Source organism: Flavobacterium sp. PS2 (assembly GCF_046250155.1).
Taxonomy (GTDB): Bacteria; Bacteroidota; Bacteroidia; order Flavobacteriales; family Flavobacteriaceae; genus Flavobacterium.
Window position 1 is genome coordinate 4,267,067 of sequence record NZ_CP176426.1, and the last position, 26,084, is coordinate 4,293,150.

Annotated in this window: 23 protein-coding genes; 15 read left to right on the plus strand and 8 right to left on the minus strand. The window is 31.9% G+C overall.

Going from position 1 to position 26,084, the window contains the following annotated elements; translation table 11 throughout:
* The 3 genes from ACJ6WR_RS18880 to tsaD form a co-directional block, all read right to left on the minus strand.
* Window positions 1-639, minus strand: coding sequence for a DUF4159 domain-containing protein (locus ACJ6WR_RS18880; protein ID WP_409416129.1), 639 nt, complete (start codon window positions 637-639; stop codon window positions 1-3).
* A gap of 156 nt (window positions 640-795) precedes the next feature.
* Window positions 796-1,509 carry a 16S rRNA (uracil(1498)-N(3))-methyltransferase gene (locus tag ACJ6WR_RS18885; RefSeq protein WP_409416130.1) on the minus strand — a complete coding sequence of 238 codons (714 nt, stop codon included), beginning with the start codon at window positions 1,507-1,509 and terminating at the stop codon, window positions 796-798.
* A gap of 3 nt (window positions 1,510-1,512) precedes the next feature.
* On the minus strand, window positions 1,513-2,535 hold the full coding sequence (gene tsaD, locus ACJ6WR_RS18890; protein ID WP_039117404.1) for a tRNA (adenosine(37)-N6)-threonylcarbamoyltransferase complex transferase subunit TsaD: 1,023 nt from the start codon (window positions 2,533-2,535) through the stop codon (window positions 1,513-1,515).
* Between the two features lie 227 nt (window positions 2,536-2,762).
* Between tsaD and ACJ6WR_RS18895 the strand changes: the two genes are divergently transcribed.
* The 6 genes from ACJ6WR_RS18895 to ACJ6WR_RS18920 all read left to right on the plus strand — a co-directional run bounded on the left by ACJ6WR_RS18895 (window position 2,763) and on the right by ACJ6WR_RS18920 (window position 11,491).
* Window positions 2,763-7,202: a translocation/assembly module TamB domain-containing protein gene (locus tag ACJ6WR_RS18895; RefSeq protein ID WP_409416131.1), complete on the plus strand. Its 4,440-nt coding sequence runs from the start codon at window positions 2,763-2,765 to the stop codon at window positions 7,200-7,202.
* 291 nt (window positions 7,203-7,493) lie between these two features.
* A complete protein-coding gene (gene pfkA / locus ACJ6WR_RS18900; RefSeq protein WP_039112783.1) occupies window positions 7,494-8,480 on the plus strand; it encodes a 6-phosphofructokinase in 987 nt (328 codons plus the stop codon).
* A 91-nt stretch (window positions 8,481-8,571) separates the two neighbouring features.
* The gene (gene gap / locus ACJ6WR_RS18905; RefSeq protein WP_039112782.1) at window positions 8,572-9,576 is read left to right on the plus strand and encodes a type I glyceraldehyde-3-phosphate dehydrogenase; all 1,005 of its coding nucleotides are present in this window, start codon (window positions 8,572-8,574) and stop codon (window positions 9,574-9,576) included.
* A gap of 136 nt (window positions 9,577-9,712) precedes the next feature.
* The gene (locus ACJ6WR_RS18910) at window positions 9,713-10,564 is read left to right on the plus strand and encodes an N-acetylglucosamine kinase (RefSeq protein WP_039117402.1); all 852 of its coding nucleotides are present in this window, start codon (window positions 9,713-9,715) and stop codon (window positions 10,562-10,564) included.
* A gap of 14 nt (window positions 10,565-10,578) precedes the next feature.
* Window positions 10,579-10,953 carry a methylglyoxal synthase gene (locus tag ACJ6WR_RS18915; protein ID WP_039112940.1) on the plus strand — a complete coding sequence of 125 codons (375 nt, stop codon included), beginning with the start codon at window positions 10,579-10,581 and terminating at the stop codon, window positions 10,951-10,953.
* A gap of 163 nt (window positions 10,954-11,116) precedes the next feature.
* Window positions 11,117-11,491, plus strand: coding sequence for a methylglyoxal synthase (locus ACJ6WR_RS18920; RefSeq protein ID WP_409417939.1), 375 nt, complete (start codon window positions 11,117-11,119; stop codon window positions 11,489-11,491).
* Here ACJ6WR_RS18920 and ACJ6WR_RS18925 read toward each other — a convergent pair.
* Window positions 11,472-11,852 (minus strand): RidA family protein, encoded by a 381-nt coding sequence (locus tag ACJ6WR_RS18925; protein ID WP_035620489.1) that lies wholly within the window; start codon window positions 11,850-11,852, stop codon window positions 11,472-11,474. The genes ACJ6WR_RS18920 and ACJ6WR_RS18925 overlap by 20 nt on opposite strands.
* 49 nt (window positions 11,853-11,901) lie before the next feature.
* Entirely contained in the window at window positions 11,902-14,607 is a 2,706-nt protein-coding gene (locus tag ACJ6WR_RS18930; RefSeq protein ID WP_039112938.1) for a putative LPS assembly protein LptD, read from the minus strand.
* An 82-nt stretch (window positions 14,608-14,689) separates the two neighbouring features.
* On the opposite strand from ACJ6WR_RS18930, the gene ACJ6WR_RS18935 reads away from it, so the two are divergent.
* From ACJ6WR_RS18935 to ACJ6WR_RS18955, 5 genes are all read left to right on the plus strand, one after another.
* Window positions 14,690-15,844: an N-acetylmuramoyl-L-alanine amidase gene (locus ACJ6WR_RS18935; RefSeq protein WP_039112779.1), complete on the plus strand. Its 1,155-nt coding sequence runs from the start codon at window positions 14,690-14,692 to the stop codon at window positions 15,842-15,844.
* A gap of 51 nt (window positions 15,845-15,895) precedes the next feature.
* Complete coding sequence (locus ACJ6WR_RS18940; RefSeq protein WP_409416132.1) at window positions 15,896-16,855, plus strand: MlaD family protein; 960 nt, start codon at window positions 15,896-15,898, stop codon at window positions 16,853-16,855.
* A 9-nt stretch (window positions 16,856-16,864) separates the two neighbouring features.
* The gene (locus ACJ6WR_RS18945; protein ID WP_039112777.1) at window positions 16,865-18,199 is read left to right on the plus strand and encodes a (Fe-S)-binding protein; all 1,335 of its coding nucleotides are present in this window, start codon (window positions 16,865-16,867) and stop codon (window positions 18,197-18,199) included.
* Window positions 18,200-18,338: 139 nt separating this feature from the next.
* Window positions 18,339-19,130, plus strand: a complete 792-nt coding sequence (locus ACJ6WR_RS18950) for a (Fe-S)-binding protein (RefSeq protein ID WP_035620482.1) — start codon at window positions 18,339-18,341, stop codon at window positions 19,128-19,130.
* A gap of 118 nt (window positions 19,131-19,248) precedes the next feature.
* Window positions 19,249-19,731, plus strand: coding sequence for a hypothetical protein (locus ACJ6WR_RS18955; RefSeq protein WP_039112776.1), 483 nt, complete (start codon window positions 19,249-19,251; stop codon window positions 19,729-19,731).
* A gap of 264 nt (window positions 19,732-19,995) precedes the next feature.
* Here ACJ6WR_RS18955 and ACJ6WR_RS18960 read toward each other — a convergent pair whose 3' ends face one another.
* Window positions 19,996-21,180: an IS4 family transposase gene (locus ACJ6WR_RS18960; protein WP_409415626.1), complete on the minus strand. Its 1,185-nt coding sequence runs from the start codon at window positions 21,178-21,180 to the stop codon at window positions 19,996-19,998.
* Between the two features lie 361 nt (window positions 21,181-21,541).
* On the opposite strand from ACJ6WR_RS18960, the gene bshA reads away from it, so the two are divergent.
* From bshA to ACJ6WR_RS18980, 4 genes are all read left to right on the plus strand, one after another.
* Entirely contained in the window at window positions 21,542-22,693 is a 1,152-nt protein-coding gene (bshA, locus tag ACJ6WR_RS18965) for an N-acetyl-alpha-D-glucosaminyl L-malate synthase BshA (RefSeq protein ID WP_039112774.1), read from the plus strand.
* 23 nt (window positions 22,694-22,716) lie between these two features.
* Window positions 22,717-23,142 carry a protease complex subunit PrcB family protein gene (locus tag ACJ6WR_RS18970; RefSeq protein WP_039112773.1) on the plus strand — a complete coding sequence of 142 codons (426 nt, stop codon included), beginning with the start codon at window positions 22,717-22,719 and terminating at the stop codon, window positions 23,140-23,142.
* An 85-nt stretch (window positions 23,143-23,227) separates the two neighbouring features.
* Complete coding sequence (locus ACJ6WR_RS18975) at window positions 23,228-23,662, plus strand: transposase (RefSeq protein WP_409415690.1); 435 nt, start codon at window positions 23,228-23,230, stop codon at window positions 23,660-23,662.
* Window positions 23,663-23,676: 14 nt separating this feature from the next.
* Window positions 23,677-24,528, plus strand: coding sequence for an IS3 family transposase (locus ACJ6WR_RS18980; protein ID WP_409415691.1), 852 nt, complete (start codon window positions 23,677-23,679; stop codon window positions 24,526-24,528).
* A 54-nt stretch (window positions 24,529-24,582) separates the two neighbouring features.
* Here the strand turns inward: ACJ6WR_RS18980 and ACJ6WR_RS18985 are convergent, their stop codons facing one another.
* Together ACJ6WR_RS18985 and ACJ6WR_RS18990 are read right to left on the minus strand one after the other, a co-directional pair.
* The gene (locus tag ACJ6WR_RS18985) at window positions 24,583-25,068 is read right to left on the minus strand and encodes a hypothetical protein (RefSeq protein WP_039112772.1); all 486 of its coding nucleotides are present in this window, start codon (window positions 25,066-25,068) and stop codon (window positions 24,583-24,585) included.
* Window positions 25,069-25,195: 127 nt separating this feature from the next.
* Window positions 25,196-26,020: a UDP-2,3-diacylglucosamine diphosphatase gene (locus ACJ6WR_RS18990; RefSeq protein ID WP_039112771.1), complete on the minus strand. Its 825-nt coding sequence runs from the start codon at window positions 26,018-26,020 to the stop codon at window positions 25,196-25,198.
* Window positions 26,021-26,084: the final 64 nt, after the last annotated feature.

Below are 26,084 nucleotides of genomic sequence, written 5' to 3' on the forward strand. Positions count from 1 at the left end.
TTAATTGGTAAAGATATAATTGATAATGTTAGCGCCCATTTTTAAAGCTTTTTGTCGTACTTCGAGAGGGTCGTTATGTACTTCGGCATCTTCCCAGCCATCACCAAGATCACATTGAAATGTATAAAGCAACACTAATTTATTTTCGATAAAAATCCCAAATGCCTGAGGTCTTTTTCCATCGTGTTCGTGAATTTTAGGCAAACCACCTGCAAAAAGAAACGGCTTCTGAAAAATAGCATGATTGGCAGGAAGTTCTACTAAATCATTGTTTGGGAATATTTTTTTTATCTCTTTTCGAATGTATTGATCCATTCCGTAATTATCATCAATATGAAGAAATCCTCCACCGTATAAATAATTACGAAGATTAGTAACGTCAGCATCGCTAAAAACTACATTTCCATGTCCAGTCATGTGTACAAAAGGATAGGATAACAAGTCGGGATTGCTTGGCTCTACAGTTCCGGGTTTTGCTTTTATACGAGTATCAATATTAGCATTACAAAACTTTATCAAATTAGGTAATGAAGTAGGATTTGCATACCAATCGCCACCACCACTATATTTTAGTAATGCAATTTCTTGCGAAAAAGAAGAAACCGATAAAAGTAACAATAAGTAGAATATTCTTTTCATATAATTTATATTATCTGGTATTTCGCTTTTTTGTCATTTCGACGAAGGAGAAATCTTCGTTGCAAAATCGACAAAGATTGACATTTGTTAGCGGAGTTTCTAGCGAAGATTTCTCCTTCGTCGAAATGACAAAGCTTTGTCTTAATTGTTACACTTTTAGTTAGAAATTTCATTAAAAAAAGCAACACTATGACAAGCTACCATTGCAGCTGTTTCAGTACGTAATCTTGTATTTCCTAAAGATACTGGCTGAAAATTATTTTCGATAGCCAAAGCAATTTCTTTTTCCGAAAAGTCACCTTCAGGACCAATAAGCAATGTTACGTTCTCATTTGGTTTTAAAACTGATTTTAATGATTTTTTATCTGTTTCCTCACAATGCGCAATTAATTGTAAACCTTCGTTTTTGCGTTTTACAAATTCTTTAAATGAAATAGCTTCATTAAGTTTAGGAAGATACAATTCATTTGATTGTTTCATTGCCGATAAAATAATCTTTTCGAAACGCTCCATATTAATCACTTTACGTTCTGATCTATCGCAAATAATTGGAGTAATCTCATGAATACCTATTTCGGTAGCTTTTTCCAGAAACCATTCATAACGATCATTCATTTTGGTAGGAGCAACTGCAAGATGCAAACGGTATTTTGGATCTTGAGCTTTCTCAACAGAAATTATTTTGACAGTACATTTATTATCAGAAGCCAGTGTAATTTCGGTTTCAAATAAATAACCCAATCCATTTGTTACATGTAATATATCAGAATCTTTTTTTCGTAATACTTTTATAATGTGTTTACTTTCTTCTTTATCAAAAGAAAATTCCTGAGTTGTTTCGTCAATATTTGGGTTGTAAAATAATTGCATAGTTTAAAATTGTATTCGTGCTTTAGAAACAACAGCAGCTGTTTCAAATTGTTTTGATAAATATTTTTGATAACCTACAATTCCAATCATTGCAGCATTATCGGTAGTGTATTCAAATTTCGGAATGTAAGTTTTCCAACCGTATTTTTGTTCGCTTTCTTTCAGTCTGTTTCTAATGCCCGAGTTAGCCGAAACACCACCGCCAATCGCAATTTGATTGATTCCAGTTTCTTTTACCGCCAATTTTAATTTATCCATTAAAATTTCGATAATTGTATATTGTATGGAAGCACAAATATCATTAAGATTCTCCTCGATGAAATTTGGGTTCTCTAGTTTTTTCTTCTGAATAAAATATAAAATAGCCGTTTTTAAACCAGAAAAACTAAAGTCTAATCCAGGTACTTTTGGTTTTGTAAATGCAAAAGCTTTTGGATTTCCTAATTGTGCGTATTTATCTATTAGTGGGCCACCAGGATAGGGAAGTCCAAGAATTTTGGCGCTTTTATCAAATGCTTCTCCAACAGCATCATCGGTAGTTTCTCCGATAATTTGTAAATCAAAAAAGCCATTTACTTTAATAATCTGTGTATGACCACCACTTATTGTTAATGCTAAAAAAGGGAATGTAGGTTTGTCATAACCATCTTCATCAATAAAATGAGCTAATATATGCGCATGCATATGATTAACAGCAATTAAGGGGATTTGTAAAGCCAAAGACATCGATTTGCTAAAAGAGCTTCCTACTAGCAATGAGCCCATAAGACCAGGACCTTGTGTAAATGCTATTGCAGATAATTGTTCTTTTTTTATATTTGCTTTGCGAAGAGCAGCATCAATCACAGGAACAATATTTTGTTGGTGAGCTCTAGACGCAAGTTCGGGTACTACACCGCCATATTGCGTATGTATCAGTTGGTTGGCAACAACATTTGACAGGACTTTATCGTTATGTAAAACAGCCGCTGCAGTATCATCACAAGAACTTTCGATAGCTAGAATAAAAACCTCAGGATTTTGCATGTAAAGGCACGAATTTTGAATTATATTTGACGAATCAAATTTTAAATTTTTTTATTTAAAAGCAGAAGCCAAAATTAAAGAATTTTTATCAAAGGAACCTTCCTTTGTTTGCTCTAAAATTAAATTTAAAGAAAAACTAAAAAACAACCAGTATCAGAAAAATAAAAAAAATAGTATCTCGTTCCTTAATCGGACTAATTCTACTTTTGTTAGTACTGGCTATCGCATTGTCTCTACCGGTCGTTCAGACAAAAATTGCAAATTATATTACCGACACTTTAAACTCAGATTTTGGTACACATATATCTGTAGAGAAAGTTTCTGTAAGTGTTTTTGGTGGAGTAAAACTCAGGAAAGTATTAATAATGGATCACCATAAAGATACTTTAATCTATTCTGATTTAATTAAAACTAATATTTTGGCCGTTAAGAGAGTTCTTGATGGCGATTTGATTTTTGGCGAAATTCGTATGACAGGTTTACTTTTTAATTTAAAAACCTATAAAAGCGAAAAGAAAACCAATCTCGATGTATTCATTCAGGCTTTCGAAACAGGACCACCAAAAAAACCTTCAGCAAAACGTTTCTTGCTTACCGCAAAAGATGCTTATATTACCAACGGACATTTTATTCTAACAGACGAAAATAGAGTAGTTCCTAAAGATGTCGATTTTACAAAACTTAATGCTCACATAAGTGATTTTAAACTTTATGGACCCGATGTAAGTACAAGGATTCATAAATTATCGTTTTTGGATCATAGAGGTTTGTATGTAGCTAATTTAACATCAAGATTTAGCTATACTAAAAAGCAAATGAAGCTTGAAAAATTGTCTATTCTTACCAAGTACTCTAAAATATACGGAGCGGCTACATTAAATTATCGAATAGAAGATTTTGCTAAGTTTACCGATAAAGTTCAGTTTGATGTAGTTTTAGATTCTGCTAATATTGGATCTAACGATATTCGTTATTTTTATAAAGAACTAGGAAAAGACCAATACTTCCGTGTTAAGTCTAAAATTGACGGAACTTTAAATGATTTAAATTTAAAACATCTTAGATTGTCTGATTTGCATAAATCGACTATAAATGGAGATATAAATTTCAAAAATCTTTTTGGTAAAAACGGACAAGAGTTTCTTATGAATGGTAAATTCGATAAGCTTTCGTCTAGTTATGATAACTTGGTTGTTTTGTTGCCAAATGTATTAGGGAAAAAATTGCCTAAAGAATTACAACGTATTGGTAAGTTCTCGATTGTAGGTAGAGCAAAAGTATCTAAGACAGCTTTGGATACCGATTTTACAATGATAACGGATTTAGGAAATGGACTTATTGATTTGAATATGAATAATATCGATGTTATCGATAAAGCTTCGTATTCGGGAAATATTGTCTTAGAGAATTTTGATGTTGGTACTTTGCTTGGTCGAAAAGATATTGGTAAAACAACCCTTAATCTGGATGTAGATGGGAAAGGATTTACCGAGAAATACCTGAACACAGTTATAAAAGGAGACGTTCAGAAATTTTATTATAATAACTATACCTATAATAATATAGTCTTAAATGGTAATTTTAAATTGCCACATTATAAAGGACAGCTTTCTGTGAATGATCCTAACCTGAGTATGACATTTGATGGTTTGATAGATTTAAGTAGAAAAGATAGTGACTATGATTTTCATATTAAGGTAGAAAATGCCGATTTACACAAACTTAAATTCATAAAAGATTCTATATCTGTTTTTAAAGGTGATGTAGCGGTTCACGTATCAGGAAATACAATCGAAAATCTTCAAGGGGATATTGAGATTAATGATGCGGTTTATCAAAATCCAAAATCGACTTATGTTTTTGATCAGGTAAAAGTAAGCTCAAATTTTGATGCCGATAAAATACGTACAATAACAATAAGTTCTACCGATGTTGTTGATGGTGAAATTGTAGGGAAGTTTAAATTTAATCAATTAGAAAATTTAGTTACAAATTCTGTAGGTAGTTTATATGCCAATTATAAACCACTTAAGGTAAGTAAAGGACAGTTTCTACATTTTAATTTTACCATATACAATAAGATTATCGAAATCTTTTATCCTGAGATAGAGGTAGCAACCAATACAGTTGTGAGAGGGAAAATCGACGCCGATAAGGATGAATTCAAGTTTAAGTTTAATTCTCCTCAAATTAAAGCAGCACAAAATACATTTGACAATATAAGAGTTGCTGTAGATAATAAAAATCCATTGTATAATACCTATATCGAGTTAGATAGTATTAAAACGAAGTATTATAAGGTACGTGATTTTAGTTTGATAAACGTAACCATGAAAGATACCTTATTTGTAAGGTCTGAGTTTAAAGGAGGTTCAAAAGGAGAAGATTATTTTAACTTCAACTTATATCATACTATTGATAAAGATAAGAACAACGTTGTCGGAATCAATAAATCCGAGTTGAAATTTAAAGACTATTTATGGTATTTAAATGAAAATGACGAACCAGATAATAAAATCGTTTTTGATAAAAAATTCAAGAATTTTGACATAGATAATATTATTCTATCTCACGAAAACCAAAAGATAGAATTAGTCGGGCAAATAAAAGATGCCGATTTTAAAGATTTGAAACTAAGTTTTAAAGATGTAGATCTTAATAAAATTACACCAACCAATGATAAGCTTGTTTTGAACGGTAATATTAACGGAGAGATTAATTTTAAGCAAAAAAAGAATGTCTTCCAGCCAACAGCTTCCATCTTTATTGATAAGCTAAATGTAAATAAGACCGATTTAGGAGGATTAAAATTTGATATTGTAGGTGATGAAAACCTTAGAAAGTTTACAATAAATTCTTCTATCGAAAATGATAAATTGGAGATGTTTAAGTTATTCGGAAGCTTCGAAATTATTAATAAAGAAACAATACTCGATTTACAGCTTAAATTTGACACATTTAATTTAGCCTCGCTTAGTTCTTTGGGAGGAGAAGTGTTGTCGAATATTCGAGGCTATGTTTCGGGTAACGCGGCTATTATCGGGAATTTAAAAAGACCTGATGTTAATGGGCGTTTATATCTGGATAAAGCCGGAATGACTATTCCTTATTTAAATATAGATTATGAGCTGAGTGATAAAACTATTGTCGATGTAACCGATGAGAAATTCTTGTTACGAAATAATACTATCACCGATTCTAAATACGGAACTAAAGGGATTTTAAATGGTACAGTCGAGCATAATAATTTTGGCGATTGGAAATTAGATTTAGATATCAGTTCAAAAAGATTGTTAGCATTAGATACTAAAGACAGTGAAGATGCGGCTTATTTTGGTACAGCATTTATTAATGGTAGAGCAACTATTAAAGGGCCAACTACGGCATTATTTATAAAAGTAGATGCAAAATCAGAGAAAGGAACATCTGTGAAGATCCCGATTAATGATGCGCAAACAATGAGTGATAATAATTTTATTCATTTTATCACAGCCAAAGAAAAGTATAATCTTGCTAATGGTATTGTCGAAAAGACAAGAAACTATAATGGTCTGGAATTGGAGTTTGATTTTGATATTACTCCAGACGCCGAGGTCGAAGTAATTTTAGATAGAAATTCTGGACACGGAATGAAAGGAAAAGGATTTGGATCTTTATTATTTAAAATTAATACACTTGGTAAATTTAATATGTGGGGGGATTTCCAGGCATATGAAGGAACCTATAACTTTAAGTATGGTGGATTAATCGATAAGAAATTTGTTGTAAAAAAAGGAGGTTCGATTTCTTGGGAAGGTAACCCGATGAAAGCGCAGTTAAATCTTGAAGCAGTTTATAAAACATCTGCAAATCCTGCAGTATTATTAGAGAACTCTTCATTTAGCAAAAAAGTACCTGTAGAGGTAGTTATTGGTATTCGAGGAGATTTAACGAGCCCAGAGCCAGATTTTAATATTGAGTTCCCAACGGTAAGTAATGTATTAAAGTCTGAAATCCAGTATAAGTTAGTCGATAAAGATGTGCGACAAACACAAGCACTTTATTTGCTGTCTTCAGGAGGATTCTTAAGTCCTGAGGGAGTGAGTCAATCTGATTTTTCTAGTAGTTTATTCGAAACAGCCACCAATTTATTGGGAGGGATAATTCATTCTGATAGTGATAAGATAGATATTGGTTTTACATATACCTCTGCCGACAGACGACTTGGTCAGGAAGCCGATGGTCAATTTGCAGCGACAATTTCATCTCAGATCAATGAGAGAATTACCATAAACGGTAAAGTAGGAGTACCAGTAGGAGGAATCAACGAATCGGCAATTGTGGGCGACGTAGAGGTGCAATACAGAGTTAATGAAGACGGAAGTATGAACTTACGTTTATTTAACCGAGAAAACGATATTAATTATATAGGTCAGGGAGTTGGTTATACACAAGGTATAGGGGTTTCTTATGAAGTAGATTTTGATACTTTTAGAGAATTGGTAAATAAAATCTTTAAAGACCATAAACTAGAACGTGCGATTAAAACTTCGAACCAGAATAATGATGTTCCGGATTCTGCTATAAATCCAGATTATATTGATTTCTCAAAGTCAAAAAAGAATAATAAAAAGGAAAAAGAAAAGGTGAAAACTAATGATCAGGGATACATTCCTGAAGAAGATTAACACACTTTAAGTTACTAATGTGTTTTAGTTTTGTTAATGATTTTTTTTAGCCTTACAATTTCCTTATCTTTCAGTTTAGTTACATCCCATTTTTTGTAACACTTCAGCCGTATATTGTTATTTTTAAATTATCAATTAAAATAAATGTCTTTTTTTATTTTATTGATTTTTTTTACTATCCGAAAACTTATTAACGAAAACGTTTGAATTTAACATATTTTATTAACTTATTATAAATATAGCCCGAATAGTGGTGAATGTTTGCTAATTTTACACTTTAATACTTAAATAATGCCAAAAACAATAAAAAAAGTTGGTGTTCTTACATCAGGAGGAGATTCACCAGGAATGAATGCAGCCATTCGATCAGTAGTTCGAACTTGTGCTTATCATAACATCGAATGTATCGGAATTTATAGAGGATATCAAGGAATGATTGAAGGTGACTTCAAAGAAATGGGACCTCGAAGTGTAAATAATATTGTGAATAAAGGAGGGACGATTTTAAAATCGGCTCGTTCATTAGAATTTAAAACTCCAGAAGGAAGAAAAAAAGCTCATGAGAATCTTGTAAAAGCAGGAATCGATGCTTTGGTTGTAATAGGAGGAGATGGTAGCTTTACCGGAGGCCTATTATTTAACTCTGAATATAATTTCCCAGTAATGGGAATCCCAGGAACTATTGATAATGATATTTTTGGTACGAGTCATACTTTAGGGTACGATACGGCACTAAATACTGTTGTAGATTGTATTGACAAAATACGTGATACTGCGAGTTCTCATAACCGTCTGTTTTTTGTAGAGGTAATGGGTAGAGATGCAGGTCATATTGCTCTAAATGCAGGAATCGGAGCTGGAGCTGAAGAAATTCTTATTCCAGAAGAAGATTTAGGTTTAGATAGATTATTAGAATCACTTCAAAAAAGTAAAGCATCTGGAAAATCATCAAGTATTGTTGTTATTGCCGAAGGAGATAAAATCGGTAAAAACGTATTTGAACTAAAAGATTATGTAGAGGCTAACTTACCTGAATATGATGTTAGAGTTTCTGTTTTAGGACACATGCAACGTGGAGGTTCTCCTTCTTGTTTTGATCGTGTTCTTGCAAGTAGATTAGGTGTAAAAGCTGTAGAATCTTTACTTGAAGGGAAATCAAATTATATGGTTGGTTTACAAAATGACAAAGTTACTTTAACGCCTTTGGAACAAGCAATTAAAGGTAAATCTGAAATAGATAGAGAATTGCTACGCGTTTCTGAGATCATGTCAACATAAAAATATAGAATAAAAAAATTGAAGTTTATTGTGAGGAAATTAGACTTTGAAAATAAGTAGAATAACAAAAAATAAATAAAAATTTAGTAAAATGTCAAAAGTAAAATTAGGAATAAACGGATTTGGAAGAATTGGAAGAATTGTTTTCAGAGAATCTTTCAATAGAGATAATGTAGAGGTTGTAGCAATCAATGATTTATTAGATGTTGATCACTTAGCTTATTTATTAAAATATGATTCAGTACACGGTCGTTTTGACGGAACTGTAGAAGTAAAAGAAGGAAAACTTTTTGTAAACGGAAGAAACATCCGTATCACTGCAGAAAGAAACCCAGCTGACTTAAAATGGAATGAAGTTGATGTTGATGTAGTTGCTGAATGTACTGGTATTTTCACAACTATCGAAACTGCAAATGAGCACATTAAAGGTGGTGCTAAAAAAGTAATTATTTCTGCTCCATCTGCAGATGCTCCAATGTTTGTAATGGGAGTAAATCATGAAACTGCAAAAGCTTCTGATTTAGTAGTTTCTAACGCATCTTGTACTACAAACTGTTTAGCTCCTTTGGCTAAAGTAATTCACGATAATTTCGAAATTGTTGAAGCTTTAATGACAACTGTTCACGCAACAACTTCAACTCAAATGACTGCTGATGGTCCTTCTAGAAAAGACTGGAGAGGTGGACGTGCTGCTAGCATAAACATCATCCCTTCTTCTACTGGAGCTGCTAAAGCTGTTGGAAAAGTAATTCCATCTTTAAATGGAAAATTAACTGGAATGTCTTTCCGTGTTCCTACTGCTGACGTTTCTGTAGTAGATTTAACTGTAAAAGTGGCTAAAGAAACTTCTTATGAAGAAATTATGGCTGTTTTAAAGAAAGCTTCTGAAACTACAATGAAAGGTATTTTAGGATATACTGAAGACTTAGTTGTATCTCAAGATTTTATTTCTGATAAAAGAACTTCGATCATTGATGCTAATGCAGGAATTGGTTTAAATTCAACTTTCTTCAAGATTGTATCTTGGTATGATAATGAGTACGGATACTCTAGTAAATTAATTGATTTATCTGTGCATATCGCAGGTCTTAAATAATTTTATATACATTTCAAAATCCCGTTATTGAATAGATAGCGGGATTTTTATTATTTTGTTTGACTCTCCAATAATGTAAATAATTACACTTAATATTGTAAGATGAAAAACTAAACCGAAAACTAAATAAAATAAAATGAAATTAATAGTTGATAGTGGATCTACTAAAGCAGATTGGATAGCAATTGATGATAATGGCAAGATATTATTCACAACACAAACCTTAGGATTAAATCCTGAAATTCTTAATGGAGATGAAATCGTAACCCGATTAAATGATCGTTTTGATATTTTACAGAATAAAAATACAGCTACACATTTGTTCTTTTATGGAGCAGGTTGTGGTACAGATAGAATGAAAATCGCTCTATCACAAATTTTTCAGGAATATTTCGTTAATGCAATCGTAGATGTTCACGAAGATACGTATGCAGCAGTATATGCTACAACTCCAAGAGGAGAGAAAGCAATTGTTAGTATTTTAGGAACAGGATCTAATTGTAGTTATTTTGATGGTAAAGAATTATTCCAAAAAGTACAATCATTAGGATACATTGCAATGGACGATTGTAGTGGTAATGTTTTTGGAAAAGAATTAATTAGAAAATATTACTTTAATAAAATGCCTCAGGATTTAGCAGTTGAATTTGCAAAAGAATACAACATGGATCCAGATTTTATTAAAAATAAATTATATAAAGAGCCAAATCCAAATGCTTATTTGGCAACTTTTGCAAAGTTCTTAATCAAACATAAAGATTCAGAATTTTGTAGAAAAATCATCTTTAAAGGGATGAAATCATTTGTTAAGAATTACATCAAACAATTTGATAATTGTAAAGAAGTTCCAGTTCATTTTGTAGGTTCTATTGCTTATTATTTGAAAGATGAGTTACAAGAAACTTTTGATAAATATGAATTGCAATTAGGTAATGTTTTGAGACGTCCAATCGATGGACTTATCGCATATCATATTTCTAATAAATAAGATACATGAAAAGTATGGAGATTGCTATTATTGCTCACGATGGAAAGAAAGCAGATATGGTTCAGTTTTTGAATAAAAATAAAACGCTCTTACTTCAGGAAAATATTAAACTTATCGCTACCGGAACTACAGGAAGCAAGGCTATAAACGCTGGTTTTAAAGCTCGAAGAATGCTTTCTGGTCCTATGGGAGGTGATGCTCAAATTGCTGCAAGAGTAGCAGAGGGTAAAACGCAAATGGTTTTCTTTTTTAAAGATCCACTTGCAAGCCATGCTCATGAGGTTGATATTAATATGTTAATCCGTGTTTGTGATGTACATAATGTACCATTGGCAACTAATGAAGCATCTGCACAGTTATTATTAAATGCCATCGCTTTGCAATTATAAATATCAAGATATTAAAAATATATAAAAACCGTTTCAATTATTTGAAACGGTTTTTTTGTTTCTTGTTTTGTGTAATCGATTGGTATTTATTGATTTAGATTTTTAGTTGTCTTTTTTTGCGTAAATTTGATATTAAATCTAGTGTTAATTCATGAAAAAATATATAGTAATCGCGATTATTGCTCATGATAAGAAGAAAGCAGACATGGTTCAGTTTTTAGATAAAAATAGAATCATTTTGCAGGATGAAAGAATGAAGCTTATAGCAACAGGAATATTAGGAAGGAGTGTTGAGAATTCAGGCTTTAAAGTAGTTAAAATGCTTCCTGGACCTATGGGAGGTAATGCTCAAATTGCTGCAAAAGTAGCTGAGGGTAAAATCCAGATAGTTTTCTTTTTCAAAGATCCACTAGCGAGTCATGCCCATGGGGTCGATATTAATATGCTTGTGCGGGTGTGCGATGTACATAATGTGCCGTTGGCTACAAATGAAGCCTCGGCACAATTACTACTTAATGCTATCGTATTGCAATTATAGAAATTTCTACATTTACATTTTTAGGTAAGCAAGCTACTTGAACAGTTTCGCGCGCAGGTGCTGTTTTTTCGTCAAAATAAGCTCCGTATACGCCGTTTATTGCAGCGAAATTATTCATGTCCATAATAAAAATGGTTGCTTTTACTATGTGTTCAAATGTCATATCTGCAGCTTTTAAAATTGCAGCTATGTTTTCCATTACTTGTTTTGTCTCATCAAGAATGTTATCTGTTACTAATTCTCCAGTTTGAGGATTAATAGCAATTTGACCAGAAGCATAAAGAGTATCGTTTTTTAAAACAGCTTGGTTATATGGTCCAATTGGAGCTGGTGCATTTTCGGTAAAAATGATTTTTTTCATGATTATCTCAATTTAAATTAAATGTATTTTTGTTTGTAACAAGATAATATTATCTGTTATTAGTACTTCTTTTGTTCCATTTGATATCACTAAGAACACCCGATTTTATCCCGATAAAGAAATTCCAGTTAGAATTTGTACCTAGTGGAGTCCAGTTAAAATCCATTCTCCAGCTTAATAAATCTCTTTCAAAACGAAGTTGGGTAAAAGTAACTCCTTTTTGTACAAAATCATATCCTGTAGATATACCACCTTTCCATTTAGGGGTAATGTCCATGTTAGCAGAAATCATTATAGAGTTTCCGATGATTTTATTTTCTCTGGCAGTATTTCCATAAGTTAAGGAATAAGCAAGTGTCATATCCCAAGGAAGTTTTGCATTAAAGAATTCAGTTATTGCATTATCATCTTCTTCAGATCCATCAAACTGACTTTTACGTTGATCATTTAAGTCGGTATTTGTTCCAAACAAGTCATCCTCACGACCACCATTTCTTTCACTTTGCTTGTTCTCGTCCTTCTTCTTTTTATCCTTGTCCTTATTTGAGATAGAATAGTTTAAAGTCATATTGGCACTCGTCATTCGGAATAAACTTCCTCCGTTGTCAATATTGAATTTATTTATTTGTCTCCCGGAATTGTCAATTGCATATGGGTTTAAAGTTGCTCCAAAATTGACATTCATTTTGTCTTGAAAAAGTTGTGTTCCTCCACTAACTCTAACTGGTTGCCATGCAAATGAGTTTATACCATCGGCATTAAAATTATAACTCGTAGAGAAGTTTAAATTGTTAAGCAGCATTATTTTTTTAGGCTCTGTTTTTGTGCTGTCTCTGTCTGTAACTTTAGCTTCAAAAGTATTGCTTAAATCAAATCCTATAATATTAGAATTAGCATTACCCGGAGCACCAAAAATACCACCCTCAAAACGGCTATATTCTTTAGTTATAGTACCAGTAGCATCAGTAGCATAAGTATCATAATATTTCTCAAAACTTGGTGTGTATCCATAAGAAACAGACGGACGCATTACGTGGCGTATCGATTTTATCTTTTTGTCCTCGCCAAAATTAAAAGTACCGTATATTGTTGTACCAAGGCTAGAACTAAAAGAGTAAGTTCTATAGGCGTCAAAACCATTTACAACATTTTCTACTACTTTACTTTGGTCAGTATCGTAATGTTTTTCGACAGTTTTTGTTTGCCATACTTCCTGATAATTGGCAGTTGTACTGGCACTAAAATATTTAAATATTTTAAAGTTGGTACTAATAGGAATGCTGTGCTTAGCTCCAATTTTTGCATTATCAAACATTTGAGGTTTGAAAAATAAAGAATCAGTTGTTACAATACTATTTTTTCCACTCAGGTTATATTGAAAGTTAATATTTTTGATAAAACCTTTTTTAACTCCATTTTTACCAACAAATGGATATATCCTGTCTACACTTGCTTCAAGCGTTGGTAACGTCATATTAATAACTTCCGTTTGCGTGTTTTGCGAGTGCGTGGCAGTTATCGATGTACGTATTTGTGGTAACGTATTAAAGTTTTTGCTGTAAGAAACAGATGAACTTAAAGTATTGTTTAAGCTAGACCCGATGTTTGCCTGATTGATAGATTGTTTAAAGTATTTACTACTACCCATATTCACCGAAGCAGAGAAACTTGAATTAGGACTTGCTTTTGTGTCCTTAGAGTGTGACCATTGAATGTTGTAGATGTTTTGTTTAGAGTAATCTGGATATCCTCTTTCACTAGATATCAGGTTTTCAAAACGAACATTAATATTACCTCTATATTTATATCTTTTTGCATATGCCGACTCAAATCGCATGGCATAACTTCCGTTGGTGTAATAATCTCCCAGGACTGTTAAGTCGTAATTATCGCTTAAAGCAAAATAATAACCTCCATTTTGTAATGAGAATCCTCGAGTATTAGAGTCATTATAACTTGGAAGGATTAAACCTGAAACACTTTTTTCGTTTGTCATCGGGAAATAGGCAAATGGTAAGGCGATAGGAGTAGGTACATCGGCAATTACCATATTGGTTAAACCAGTAATTACTTTTTTTCCAGGAATAAATTTAACTTTATTGGTCTGGAAATAGTATTCAGGATTATCTACATCTTTTGCAGTAGTAAATCGAGCCCCTTTTAAGAAATAAACAGAGTCGTTTTCTTTTTTCGTGATACCAGCTTTTATTCTAAATTCACCTTGTTCAGATCTCGAATTCCAAATTAAAGCTTTTTGGGTTTTAAAGTTAAACCGTATAGAATCGGGTTCTACAGCACTTGCGCCTTGTTTGAAATTTGGATATTGAGTATAAACTCCAGCAGAATCTTTTAATCGACCTGCATAAACTTCATTCTTTTCATAATCCAAAACAATGATACCCGATTTTAGTTCGACATCTTGATAATATAATTCAGCTTCATTATATAAGGTGATAAGTTTACGCTTTTGATCAATCTTTGCGTAATCTTTGGCTTTGTATTTTACTTTGCCATCCAAAAAAGCTTTTTTGGGTTTTATACTATCTACCTTTATGGTATCAATAGTTGCAGTTTTGATGCTATCTGGCTGTTTATTAGCGCTTGCAGCTTTCTTTTTTTTGTTTGTTTCTTGAGAATATAGATTACCGCATCCTAGCGTTAGGAAAAATGATAATAAAACGATATTAAATAAGTTTGTATGCAAAGGTTTAAATACTATTTTTGTAAAAATATGGCTTGTTTTTTGACATGTCAAACTTACATATAATTTTTTGTCAAAAATAATCAATTGAAAAAATTATAACAGTTGTGTTTTATTAAAATTAACTTTTAAATTTATGAATATATTTAGCAAAATTAGGGTAATATTTAGTTTATTTCTAACTATAATATCGATTTCTGCTTATAGTCAGTCCAATGTGTTTAAAGTAACACTGGATGCGGGTCACGGAGATCATGACTTTGGAGCGGTTTATAGCGGAAGAATTGAAAAAAATATTGCTTTGGCTATAGTTTTAAAAGTAGGTAAATTACTAGAGTCTTATCCGAATGTTGATGTTATTTATACTCGTAAGACGGATGTTTTTATAGATTTGGTCGAAAGAGCCAATATTGCTAATAGAGCAAATTCTAATATTTTTGTGTCTATACATTGTAATGCAAATAAAAATACTGCTGCATTTGGTACAGAAACCTATGTTATGGGTATGAATAAAATTGCTTCGAATCTTGAAGCGGCAAAAAAAGAGAACTCCGTTATTACCTTAGAGAAAGATTACAAACGTAAATACGAAGGTTTTGATCCTAATTCGCCAGAATCTATGATCGGAATGACGTTAATGCAAGAAGAATATTTAGATTATAGTATTGCATTAGCAAGTAAAATAGAAGAAGGTTTTGATATTCTCGGGAAAAAATTACGTCATGGAGGAGTAAAACAAGCTCCTTTTATGGTACTTCATAAAGCATATATGCCAAGAGTTTTGGTAGAAACAGGTTTTATTTCTAATCCTACAGAAGGAGATATTTTAAATTCTGATGCTGGACAAAACGAATATGCAAAAGCAATTGCTGATGCTATTATCAGTTATAAAAAAGAATATTTCGGTACTGGTTCTGCCGATGCTGTTGATGAAAAACCATCTACTAAGATGATAGAAAATGCAGTTAAAGATTCTACACCTGTAAGAAATGTAAATACTGCGCCAGCTCAAAAAAATACAGTAAAACCTAATTTAACAGGTTCTATATATAAGGTACAACTTTTGGCTAGTATAAAAAAGACTCCATTGGCGCCATCTAACTTTAAGGGATTATCTGGAGTTTCTGTAGTATATGAGAATAATGTTTATAAATACACCTACCAGCAAACAGCGGATTATAATCAAGCAAAAAAATATTTGCAAGAAGCAAAAGATAAGGGGTTTGACTCTGCTTTTTTGATTGCATTTAAAAATGGAGAAAAAATTAGTATCCAAGACTCGCTTAAATAATAATTACAAGTTCAATATTTTTATATTAAATTTGTACAAACACTTACAATTTTGAAACTAACAAGAGAAATTAAAACGGCTATTTTAGTCATCGCATCAATTTTATTATTTATTTGGGGGTACAGCTTTCTAAAAGGCAAAGACCTCTTTACAAACTACAAAACATTTTATGTTGAATATGACAATGTAGAAGGATTAGCTACATCTGCACCTGTTACTCTAAATGGTTTAGCAATTGGAAAAATCAACGGTATAAAAATTAACGAAGCTACTGGAAAATTATTAGTGGAATTACAGTTGAAAACTGATTTTCCAATCTCTAAATCTAGTACTGCATCTATATATGAGCCTGGATTTATTGGAGGAAAACAAATTTCAATCATTCCGAACTTTAATGATAAAGAGCCAGCAGAAGACGGGCAAATGTTACGAGGAACTACTAAACTTGGTTTAACAGCAGGTTTGGCAGATAAATTAGCTCCGGTTCAGGATAAAGTAGAGAAGATGTTAGTTAATATAGATAAACTAGTTTCTGGATTAAACAATATTCTTGATCAAAAAGGGCAAGAAGATTTAAAAAAGACTTTGGCAGAATTAAGCGAAACTATGGCTCAATTTCATAAAGCTTCAGCTAGTGTAAATTCAATCTTAGATAATAACAAAAACCAAATTCACGGTATTGTAACTGACTTTAATAAAGTTTCTGGGAATTTTTCTAAAATATCAGATTCATTAAATAAAGCAGATCTAGGAAAAACGGTTAGAAATTTAAACCAAACATTGGCTAAAGTTGATGGTATAATGAATGGATTAAATTCAGGTAAAGGTACAATGGGTAAATTACTAAAAGACGAAGCGCTTTATAATAACCTACAAGCAACATCTAAAGAACTAGAGTTGTTGTTACAAGATGTACGTTTGTCGCCAACACGTTATGTAAATGTTTCTCTTTTTGGTAAGAAAAACAAACCATACGTAGCACCAGTAAACGATTCGATTTCTAAAAAATAAGCTTAAGATATGAGTTATTTAGATAATATTTTATTTGCCATTCTTCTTATAATTGGTTTTGGTTTTTTTGCGTCTAGCGTAAAAAAAATCATCCGAAACATAAAGCTTGGAGTAGATGTAGACCGTAAAGACAATCCAAAAGCACGTTGGACAAACATGGCTATGATTGCCCTTGGTCAGTCTAAAATGGTAAAAAGACCAATAGCAGGAGTATTGCATATTGTTGTTTATGTTGGTTTTATAATTATAAATATTGAATTACTCGAAATCATTATTGATGGTTTATTTGGTACGCATAGAGTATTTGCACCATATTTAGGACCAGTATATGATGTATTGATAGCTTCTTTTGAAATATTAGCATTGTTAGTTTTGGTTGCAGTATCAGTTTTCTGGATAAGAAGAAATATTGTTCGATTAAAGCGTTTTATTAATCCAGATTTAAATGGATTTCCTAAAAATGATGCAAATTACATCTTGTATTTTGAGGTTGTATTGATGGTATTGTTTTTATTGATGAATGCTTCTGACTTTCATTTGCAAAATGTTCCTGGAGGAGTTTTTCATAAAGCAGGTAGTTTTCCTGTGAGTCAGTTTATAGCACCAATGTTTAACGGATTGTCAAACGAATTGGTTGTATTGTTGTTTGAAGTATTTTGGTGGTTGCATATTATAGGTATCTTAATTTTTATGAACTACTTGTACTTCTCTAAACATTTGCACATTTTATTGGCTTTCCCAAATACGTATTTTGCTAATTTGAAACCAGAAGGACAATTTGATAATTTAGAATCGGTTACAAAAGAGGTTAAATTAATGATGGATCCTAACGCTGATCCATTTGCAGCAGCACCTCCGGCAGATGAAAATGCTGCACCAGCTAAATTTGGTGCAAGTGATGTTCAGGATTTAAACTGGGTTCAGTTATTAAATGCTTATACGTGTACAGAATGTGGTCGTTGTACTTCATCTTGCCCTGCAAATCAAACAGGAAAAAAATTGTCTCCTCGTAAAATTATGATGGATACAAGAGATAGATTAGAAGAAGTAGGAAAAAATATAGATGCTAATAAAGGAGTTTTTGTTCCAGATAATAAGTCTTTATTGAATGATTATATCACTCCTGAAGAATTATGGGCTTGTACATCATGTAATGCATGTGTAGAAGAGTGTCCTGTAAATATTAGTCCGTTATCTATTATTATGGATATGCGTCGTTACCTGGTTATGGAGCAAAGTGCTGCGCCAATGCCTTTAAATGCAATGATGACGAATATTGAAAATAATGGAGCACCATGGCAGTACAATCAGCAAGATAGATTGAACTGGAAAAACGAAAATTAAAAAAGTTTAATTGGTTAATCGGTAATTCGTTTAATTAATAGAATAAAATAATTTTTCGGTTTTTAGTGAAAGTTTGAAGGTAGATTTGTTTTATAACAATTACCCACTTAACGATTAACCGATTAAACAAAAAAAGAACATGTCAGAAAGTTTAGTTGTGCCAACAATGGCAGAAATGCTAGCCCAAGGAAAACAACCAGAAGTTTTATTCTGGGTAGGTTGTGCAGGAAGTTTTGATGATAGAGCAAAAAAAATCACAAAAGCGTTTGTGCGAATATTAAATCGTGCAGATGTTTCTTTTGCGGTTCTTGGTACAGAAGAAAGTTGTACTGGAGATCCTGCAAAACGTGCTGGAAATGAGTTTTTATTTCAGATGCAAGCTATGATGAATATCGAAGTTCTGAATGCTTATGAAGCAAAAAAAATAGTTACTGCTTGCCCGCATTGTTTTAATACAATAAAAAATGAGTATCCTGAACTTGGTGGAAAATATGAAGTTGTACACCATACAGAATTCTTAAAATCATTGCTGGATGATGGTCGATTGACCATTGAAGGCGGACAGTTTAAAGGAAAACGTATTACGTTTCATGATCCATGTTATTTAGGACGAGCTAATAAAATATACGAAGCGCCAAGAGAATTAATTGAGAAACTTGATATCGAGTTGGTCGAAATGAAACGCTCTAAAGCAAACGGATTATGTTGTGGAGCTGGTGGAGCGCAAATGTTTAAAGATGCAGAGCCAGGAAACAAAGAAGTTAACGTATTACGTACTGAAGATGCTCTGGAAGTAAAACCAGATATTATTGCTGCTGCTTGCCCGTTTTGTAATACAATGCTAACGGATGGTATCAAAAATAAAGAAAAAGAAGCTGAAACTAAAGTAATGGACATTGCCGAGTTAATCGCTAATGCACAGGATTTGTAGTTTAGGAAAGGTTCAAAGTTTAAAAAAAAAGGTTCAAAGTTGCAAAGGTTCTGAGGTTCTAAGGTTTTGAACTTTAAACATGAAACTTTAAACTGTTTAAAATCTAAAATAAAAAAAAATGTATATTCCTTTTGAAAATTTACCCGGAGAATCAAAGATTTGGATTTATCAATCCAATAGAAAGTTCTCGGACGAAGAATTTTCTGAAATAGAAACTGCTTTACAAGGTTTCCTTGAATCTTGGGCAGCACACGGAACTAGTTTAGAATCATCATACTTGCTTAAATACAACCGATTTATAATTATTGCTGTAGATCAAGATGTACAAGCTGCAACAGGATGTTCTATCGATTCATCGGTAGAGTTTATCCAAAGTCTTGAGAAAAAATACAATGTAGACTTGCTAGATAAGATGAATGTTACTTTTAAATTAGGAGAACATATTGCTCACAAGCCATTGATTGATTTTAAGAAAATGGTGAAGGACAAAGCAGTTACTGAAAATACTATCGTTTTTAATAATTTGGTAAACAATATTGAAGAGTTTAATGAATCGTGGGAAGTTCCAGCAGCAGATAGCTGGCATAGTAGATTCTTTTAAATCTTTATTATAGATAAATTACAAAAGGCATAAAATTTAGATTTTGTGCCTTTTTTTTTGCTCTATTGCATTTTGATTATAGCTCACGGTTTCAACCATGTGATACGGATTGTGATAATACATTGTGCTCCAACGGTTGAAACCGTTGGCAATGTTTGTAATGTGTTATTTGTTTTGCAATAGTTTATCGCGCTATTAGCTTGGTTTATATCGTCTGGAGACCTTTGTCAAAGTTTTAAAACCAAGGCTGTAAGGAACTTGGTTTCATGCATTAAATGTTTCTAATTTAGTAGGATCTCCACCACAATGTATTACTACTTGTTGAATAATGTCATTTTGCAATTGATTACAAAATGACATTTTGGGGATTTTATATCCTTTTAATTGATTTAGTTTTATGTAACTCAAAAGCAATATTGATGCAATTAAAATAATGTAAATCATTACTTGAATTCCATTCCACTGTCTTGAAAAATAGTGTTTAAAATTCAATTCTTGTTTTATAAATCTAAAGAAACGCTCAATATCCCAACGTCTTTTGTAAATTTCAGCTATTTGAATTGCTGTAAATTCATCTTCAGGTAAATTGCTTAAAAACAATATTTTTTCTCCATCAGATTTTAATATCCCCTCAACTAATCTAAAAACTATTTTAGTCTTCTTTTGATTAGCATAAAGGTAAACCTTGCTATGTCTTGTTAGTTTAAGGATTTCATTTTCAAAATCTAATAGAGTTACTTTACTACCTTTATCTACTTCATATTTAGATGATTTATAAATTCGGGTCACAAAATACTTATCATCATTAGAGAGTTCAACCATTGTCTTTCTATCCTTCATTCCCCTGTCAAAAACTGCAATATCTTTTTTATTGGCTATGTGTTCTTCTAGAATATTTCCCAAAGCCAAATCCTCACTAATCATTTTTTGATCTTTGTGAAACTTGACATTAAAAGGCAGCTCACTAAAGCCAATCGTGAATTTTATACTATTTTTTCCTTGTTCGCCTTTTTTGTTCTTTTGTCCATTTTGCATTCCAAAACTCAGTAAAGAAGCTGATAAACTTGTAATTGTTGAGTCATATAAACTTAATTTAGCTTTATCTTTTTCATTAAGTTTATCCTCAAAGATAGTAACAGTATGCTGATATAATTTCTCAAAATACGCAACGTTTATTTTTCCTATTCTCTCAGCAATACTACTGTGACTAACACTTTTATCTTTAGGAATTTGAGCATATTTACAAAAGAAATGATTTTCATAAAAATTCTCAAATACTCTAGAGCTAGCTCTATTTTCATTTAGAACTCCAAAAACACAAAGTTTAAATAATTCCTTACCTTTTAATTTTTTAGCATTCCAATCAACCATAGTTTCTCGAGCAAAAAAATCAAGTTGATCATCTGAGATATAACTTAATATTTCTCTCACATCTGTTCTGATTTGCATTTCATGATATGTTTAAAGATATACGAAAATAAAAATAATATTTTTTACTAAAGTTCCTTACAGCCTTGGTTTTAAAACTTTGACAAAGGTTGGTGAGTGATATCGAAGGTGAGAGGTATTGTGGAATAATAACGTCTTATGAAAACTAATCTTCTAATCTAGCCCCGATGGGAATGATATCCTTTTTTAGTCTTTTTTTTTTACTAAAAAAGATATAGTGGACAGCGGGACAGATGGTTCTTTTAGAAATGAAAACTACTGCTTCTGAAAATTTTAAACTCTAATGATTGAACATTATTAACATTCTAAAATTTCAATTCAACACTAATTTTAAGTACTTTCGTAAGACTAAAATTAATACATGAAAATAGCAATAGTTTGTTATCCTACTTTTGGTGGGAGCGGGGTTGTAGCAACAGAGCTCGGTCTTGAATTAGCAAGACGTGGTCACGAAATTCACTTTATAACTTATAGTCAGCCTGTTCGGTTGGCACTTTTGAATCCTAATGTACACTATCACGAAGTAAATGTTCCTGAATATCCTTTGTTTCATTACCAGCCGTATGAGTTGGCTTTGTCAAGCAAATTGGTAGATATGGTAAAGTTGTATAAGATTGAGTTGCTTCATGTACATTATGCAATTCCTCATGCGTATGCAGGCTATATGGCCAAGCAAATGCTTAAAAATGAGGGAATTCATATCCCGATGATTACAACGCTTCACGGAACGGATATTACCTTGGTAGGAAATCATCCGTTTTATAAACCTGCAGTAACTTTTAGTATTAACAAATCAGATTATGTGACTTCGGTTTCTCAGAGTTTGAAAGATGATACATTAAAATTGTTCAACATTAAGAATAAGATAAAGGTGATTCCTAATTTTATCGAACTGGATAAGGTTAAAAAAGATCCTGACGCTCCTTGTCATCGTTATGTTATGGCAAAGGAAAACGAACGTATTATTACACACATTAGTAATTTTAGAAAAGTAAAAAGAATCCCGGATATTATCAAGATTTTTTATAATATCCAAAAAGAGATTCCTGCAAAATTAATGATGGTAGGTGATGGGCCTGAAAAGGAGAAAGCCGAGATTTTATGCCAGGAACTAGGGATTTATGATAAAGTAATCTTTTTTGGGAATAGTAACGAAATAGATAAAATCTTGTGTTTTACGGATTTATTTTTATTACCGTCTGAAACAGAGAGCTTTGGTTTGGCAGCGCTTGAAGCAATGTCTTGTAGTGTTCCTGTAATTTCTAGTAACTCGGGCGGTTTGCCTGAGGTAAACTTTGATGGTTATTCGGGATATTTAAGCGATGTAGGTAATGTTGAAGAAATGGCTGTGAATGCTCTTAAGATTCTTAAGGATGATGCGACTTTAAATGTGTTTAAAGCGAATGCTCTGGAGGTTGCGAAGAAATTTGATATTAAGAATATATTGCCAAAGTATGAAGCATTATATCAAAAAGCGATTAATGATTATAAAGATCACAAAGGAGTACAGTAAAATATTAATTTAAAAAGTTAACAATGAAAAAAATACTAGTCTTATTTGTTTCGGTTCTTGTAATTTCTTGTGGGGCAACAAAATCTGGAGATAAAAATACTGCTTTGTATGAAGTTTTGACTCAGCAAAGTGATGGTGGTGGAAATATTCATTTTTTTGAAATATTGAGCGAACCTAATGAAATCAAGATGTTGACCAGTGATGAGAGCTTAAAAGGAAAAATAAAAGAAGACGATATAAAAAAGGCAAATTATATTGTCCTGAATATGGGAGAGAAAAATACTGGAGGTTATTCTATAGGAGTTGAAAAAGTAGAAGAAACAGATAAAAATATTATTATAACTGTTAAAGAAACTGCTCCTGCACCCGATAGTATGGTAATGCAAGTGATTACTTATCCTTATGCGGTGGTAAAAATAAATTCGAAAAAAGAAATTATCATTAAATAAAAAAAAATCCTGTCATTAAGTATGACAGGATTTTTTATAAATACATTGTCTAGTCCTGAAATAGCGATACACAAAAAGTATCGTTATGGAATCATCTCAAGAATCACGCTATGTAAAGCGAACACAAAAAGACTATTCAATGTCTTTTAAATTACAAGTTGTTCAAGAAATTGAACACGGAAAGCTTACGGCAACCGAAGCTACAAAGAAATACAGTATTCAATGTAGAAGGACAGTTGTTCAATGGCTTCGGAAATTTGGTAACTTTGATTGGGAGAACCAAACCTCAATCAAAATGGCAAAAACACCTGAACAAAAAATTATGGAGCTTGAAGCTCAAGTCAAACTTTTAGAGAAACAAAAAGCATTCTTAGAAAGACAGGCTTTTGTTGCTGACAAAAAAGCGATCCTCTTTGATATGATGATTGATTTAGCCGAAAAAGAATATCATATTGATATCCGAAAAAACTCTGTACCCGAACAATCGCCCATTTCAGACAAAGAGAACCACAAACAATAGCATTTACCTGTTATTTGTTCGGGATAGACAGACAGGTTTATTATCGAAAAATTAAAAGAACAGTAATCAAACAAAACAAGGCTAAAGAAGTTGTTTTAATGGTTAATGATCTTAGAAGATTAATGCCTAGAATAGGTACTAGAAAACTATATTATCTTTTATTGGATAAACTCCATTTAATGAAGATTGGAAGAGATAAATTCTTTGATATACTTAGAGCTAATCATTTATTAATACAACCTAAACGTAGCTATCATATAACCACAAACTCACATCATCGTTTTAGAAAGCATGAAAATCGAATTTTAGATCTTGAAATAAATCGTCCTGAACAAGTTTGGGTCTCCGATATTACCTATATCGGAAAAAGAGACAATCCATGTTATTTAAGCTTAATCACTGATGCTTATTCAAAGAAGATAATGGGATATTATGTTGCTGAGAATCTCAATACTCAAAGTAGTTTAAAAGCTCTAAAAATGGCTCTTAAACAAAGAACGCATAATACGCTAACTCTAATCCATCATTCTGATAGAGGTTTGCAATATTGTGCTAATGAATATCAAAAAGAGCTTATCAAAAACAAAGTACTATGTAGCATGACTCAAAACTCGGATCCCTATGAAAATGCAATAGCAGAAAGAATCAATGGAATTTTAAAACAAGAATTTATGATTGATAAGTATCATCAAAAAAGAAAAATCACAAACCTAATAATAAAGGAATCTATCAATATTTATAATGAATTAAGACCACATTATTCTAATCACATGTTAACACCAAATCAAATGCATACTCAAAATAAAATCCAAATGAGAACTTATAAAACAAAAAACAGTTGCAAGAACGTTCTTGCAACTGTTTAATTAATTATTTTTATGTAATAATCCGTATCGCTTTTTTAGGACGAGACACATTTATTAAAATTGAAATTTGATTCCTAATCCGATATCAAATCCAAAATTATCATCATCGTAATATCCAGAACCAATTTCTGGTCTTGCATCTAGTGAAAGTAAAATTGGCACTTCTTTAAATCCGTACTCAATACCTATATCTCCAGCTGCAAATACGAAAGTTCCACTGTCACTATAGCCATGGTAATCATGATCCCAGCTGCCAATACCACCACCGACACCTGCGTACCAGTTAAAACCTTGGTCTATGTTCCATACCCATTGGTATAGCCCTACTAATTTAAAAGCATCTACATCGTTGCTATTTCTCCAACCTAAATCGGCTTCAATTCTATTATTTTTAGATAATGCCCTCTGGTAAGAAATCTCTCCTCCAAATCCGTGGTTATCTCCTAAACGCAATCCAAGCGCATTTTTAGAAATGTCTTGAGCTTGTGCTGTAAATGCTAATCCTAGCAACATGATAGCTGACAAAATTATTTTTTTCATAAGTAAGTATTTATTCAGACAAAGTTATTGTATAAACAAAATGTTAAAATTATAGAAATTATATTAAATGTTTCATAATTCACATTTTTGCTTTGCTGAATCATACTTGATGCAAATCTGGATAAAATTATTTAGGGATAAAGCGTGAGGTCATTAATTGGCTACTTAAACTATCTTCCATTTCAAAAAGGTTTTCTTCTTCAGAGAAATTCATTTGAGAATAATGAAATAATTTCCATCGCTTTTTATGGTATTCTAATGCGGTTAAATTTTCTATCCAATCTCCAGAATTTAGATAAAGTGTTGATCCGTTTTTATTTTCTTTTCTTTCAATTTTTGGTTCATGAATGTGTCCACAAATTACGTAATCGTATTTCTTTTCGATAGCTAAATCTGTTGCAGTTGTTTCAAAATCGGATATATGTTTAACAGCTTTTTTTACGCTGGCTTTAATTTTTTTAGAAAAAGAATAAGGTTCTCTGTCAATCTTAGATAAGCACCAGTTTATGAATCGATTGGTTAAAATTAGATAGTCATAACCTATTCCGCCTAGTTTAGCAATCCATTTAGAGTGTTGTACAGAGGCATCAAATACGTCTCCGTGAAAAATCCAGGCTTTTTTATCATCTAATTCTAAGATTAATTTATCGACTAAGGCAAAACTTCCCATAGTCATTTCGCTGAATTTTCTTAAGATTTCATCGTGATTACCTGTTACATAATACACTTTAGTTCCTTTGGAAGCAAAGCCGATAATTTTCTGAATTACCTTTAAATGGGATTTAGGAAAGTAAGATCTCCTAAATTGCCATGCATCAATTATGTCGCCATTTAATACTAAAATTTTCGGTTTAATGCTTGATAGGTAGTTGCTTAGTTCTTTGGCATGGCTTCCGTAAGTTCCTAAATGAACATCTGATATTACTACAACTTCAACATTTCTTTTTTTCAATTGGTTTTGATTTGGTGTTTAACAAATTTAAAGAATCTGCTGCCGATTTGTTTTTAATAAATAG

What these genes read in the sequence shown, in the direction of transcription:
- ACJ6WR_RS18880 (WP_409416129.1), bottom strand. Translation starts at nt 639, where the DNA reads ATGAAAAGAATATTCTACTTATTGTTACTTTTATCGGTTTCTTCTTTT.
- ACJ6WR_RS18885 (WP_409416130.1), bottom strand. Translation starts at nt 1,509, where the DNA reads ATGCAATTATTTTACAACCCAAATATTGACGAAACAACTCAGGAATTT.
- tsaD (WP_039117404.1), bottom strand. Translation starts at nt 2,535, where the DNA reads ATGCAAAATCCTGAGGTTTTTATTCTAGCTATCGAAAGTTCTTGTGAT.
- pfkA (WP_039112783.1), top strand. Translation starts at nt 7,494, where the DNA reads ATGCCAAAAACAATAAAAAAAGTTGGTGTTCTTACATCAGGAGGAGAT.
- gap (WP_039112782.1), top strand. Translation starts at nt 8,572, where the DNA reads ATGTCAAAAGTAAAATTAGGAATAAACGGATTTGGAAGAATTGGAAGA.
- ACJ6WR_RS18910 (WP_039117402.1), top strand. Translation starts at nt 9,713, where the DNA reads ATGAAATTAATAGTTGATAGTGGATCTACTAAAGCAGATTGGATAGCA.
- ACJ6WR_RS18915 (WP_039112940.1), top strand. Translation starts at nt 10,579, where the DNA reads ATGGAGATTGCTATTATTGCTCACGATGGAAAGAAAGCAGATATGGTT.
- ACJ6WR_RS18925 (WP_035620489.1), bottom strand. Translation starts at nt 11,852, where the DNA reads ATGAAAAAAATCATTTTTACCGAAAATGCACCAGCTCCAATTGGACCA.
- ACJ6WR_RS18935 (WP_039112779.1), top strand. Translation starts at nt 14,690, where the DNA reads ATGAATATATTTAGCAAAATTAGGGTAATATTTAGTTTATTTCTAACT.
- ACJ6WR_RS18945 (WP_039112777.1), top strand. Translation starts at nt 16,865, where the DNA reads ATGAGTTATTTAGATAATATTTTATTTGCCATTCTTCTTATAATTGGT.
- ACJ6WR_RS18950 (WP_035620482.1), top strand. Translation starts at nt 18,339, where the DNA reads ATGTCAGAAAGTTTAGTTGTGCCAACAATGGCAGAAATGCTAGCCCAA.
- ACJ6WR_RS18955 (WP_039112776.1), top strand. Translation starts at nt 19,249, where the DNA reads ATGTATATTCCTTTTGAAAATTTACCCGGAGAATCAAAGATTTGGATT.
- ACJ6WR_RS18960 (WP_409415626.1), bottom strand. Translation starts at nt 21,180, where the DNA reads ATGCAAATCAGAACAGATGTGAGAGAAATATTAAGTTATATCTCAGAT.
- bshA (WP_039112774.1), top strand. Translation starts at nt 21,542, where the DNA reads ATGAAAATAGCAATAGTTTGTTATCCTACTTTTGGTGGGAGCGGGGTT.
- ACJ6WR_RS18970 (WP_039112773.1), top strand. Translation starts at nt 22,717, where the DNA reads ATGAAAAAAATACTAGTCTTATTTGTTTCGGTTCTTGTAATTTCTTGT.
- ACJ6WR_RS18975 (WP_409415690.1), top strand. Translation starts at nt 23,228, where the DNA reads ATGGAATCATCTCAAGAATCACGCTATGTAAAGCGAACACAAAAAGAC.
- ACJ6WR_RS18985 (WP_039112772.1), bottom strand. Translation starts at nt 25,068, where the DNA reads ATGAAAAAAATAATTTTGTCAGCTATCATGTTGCTAGGATTAGCATTT.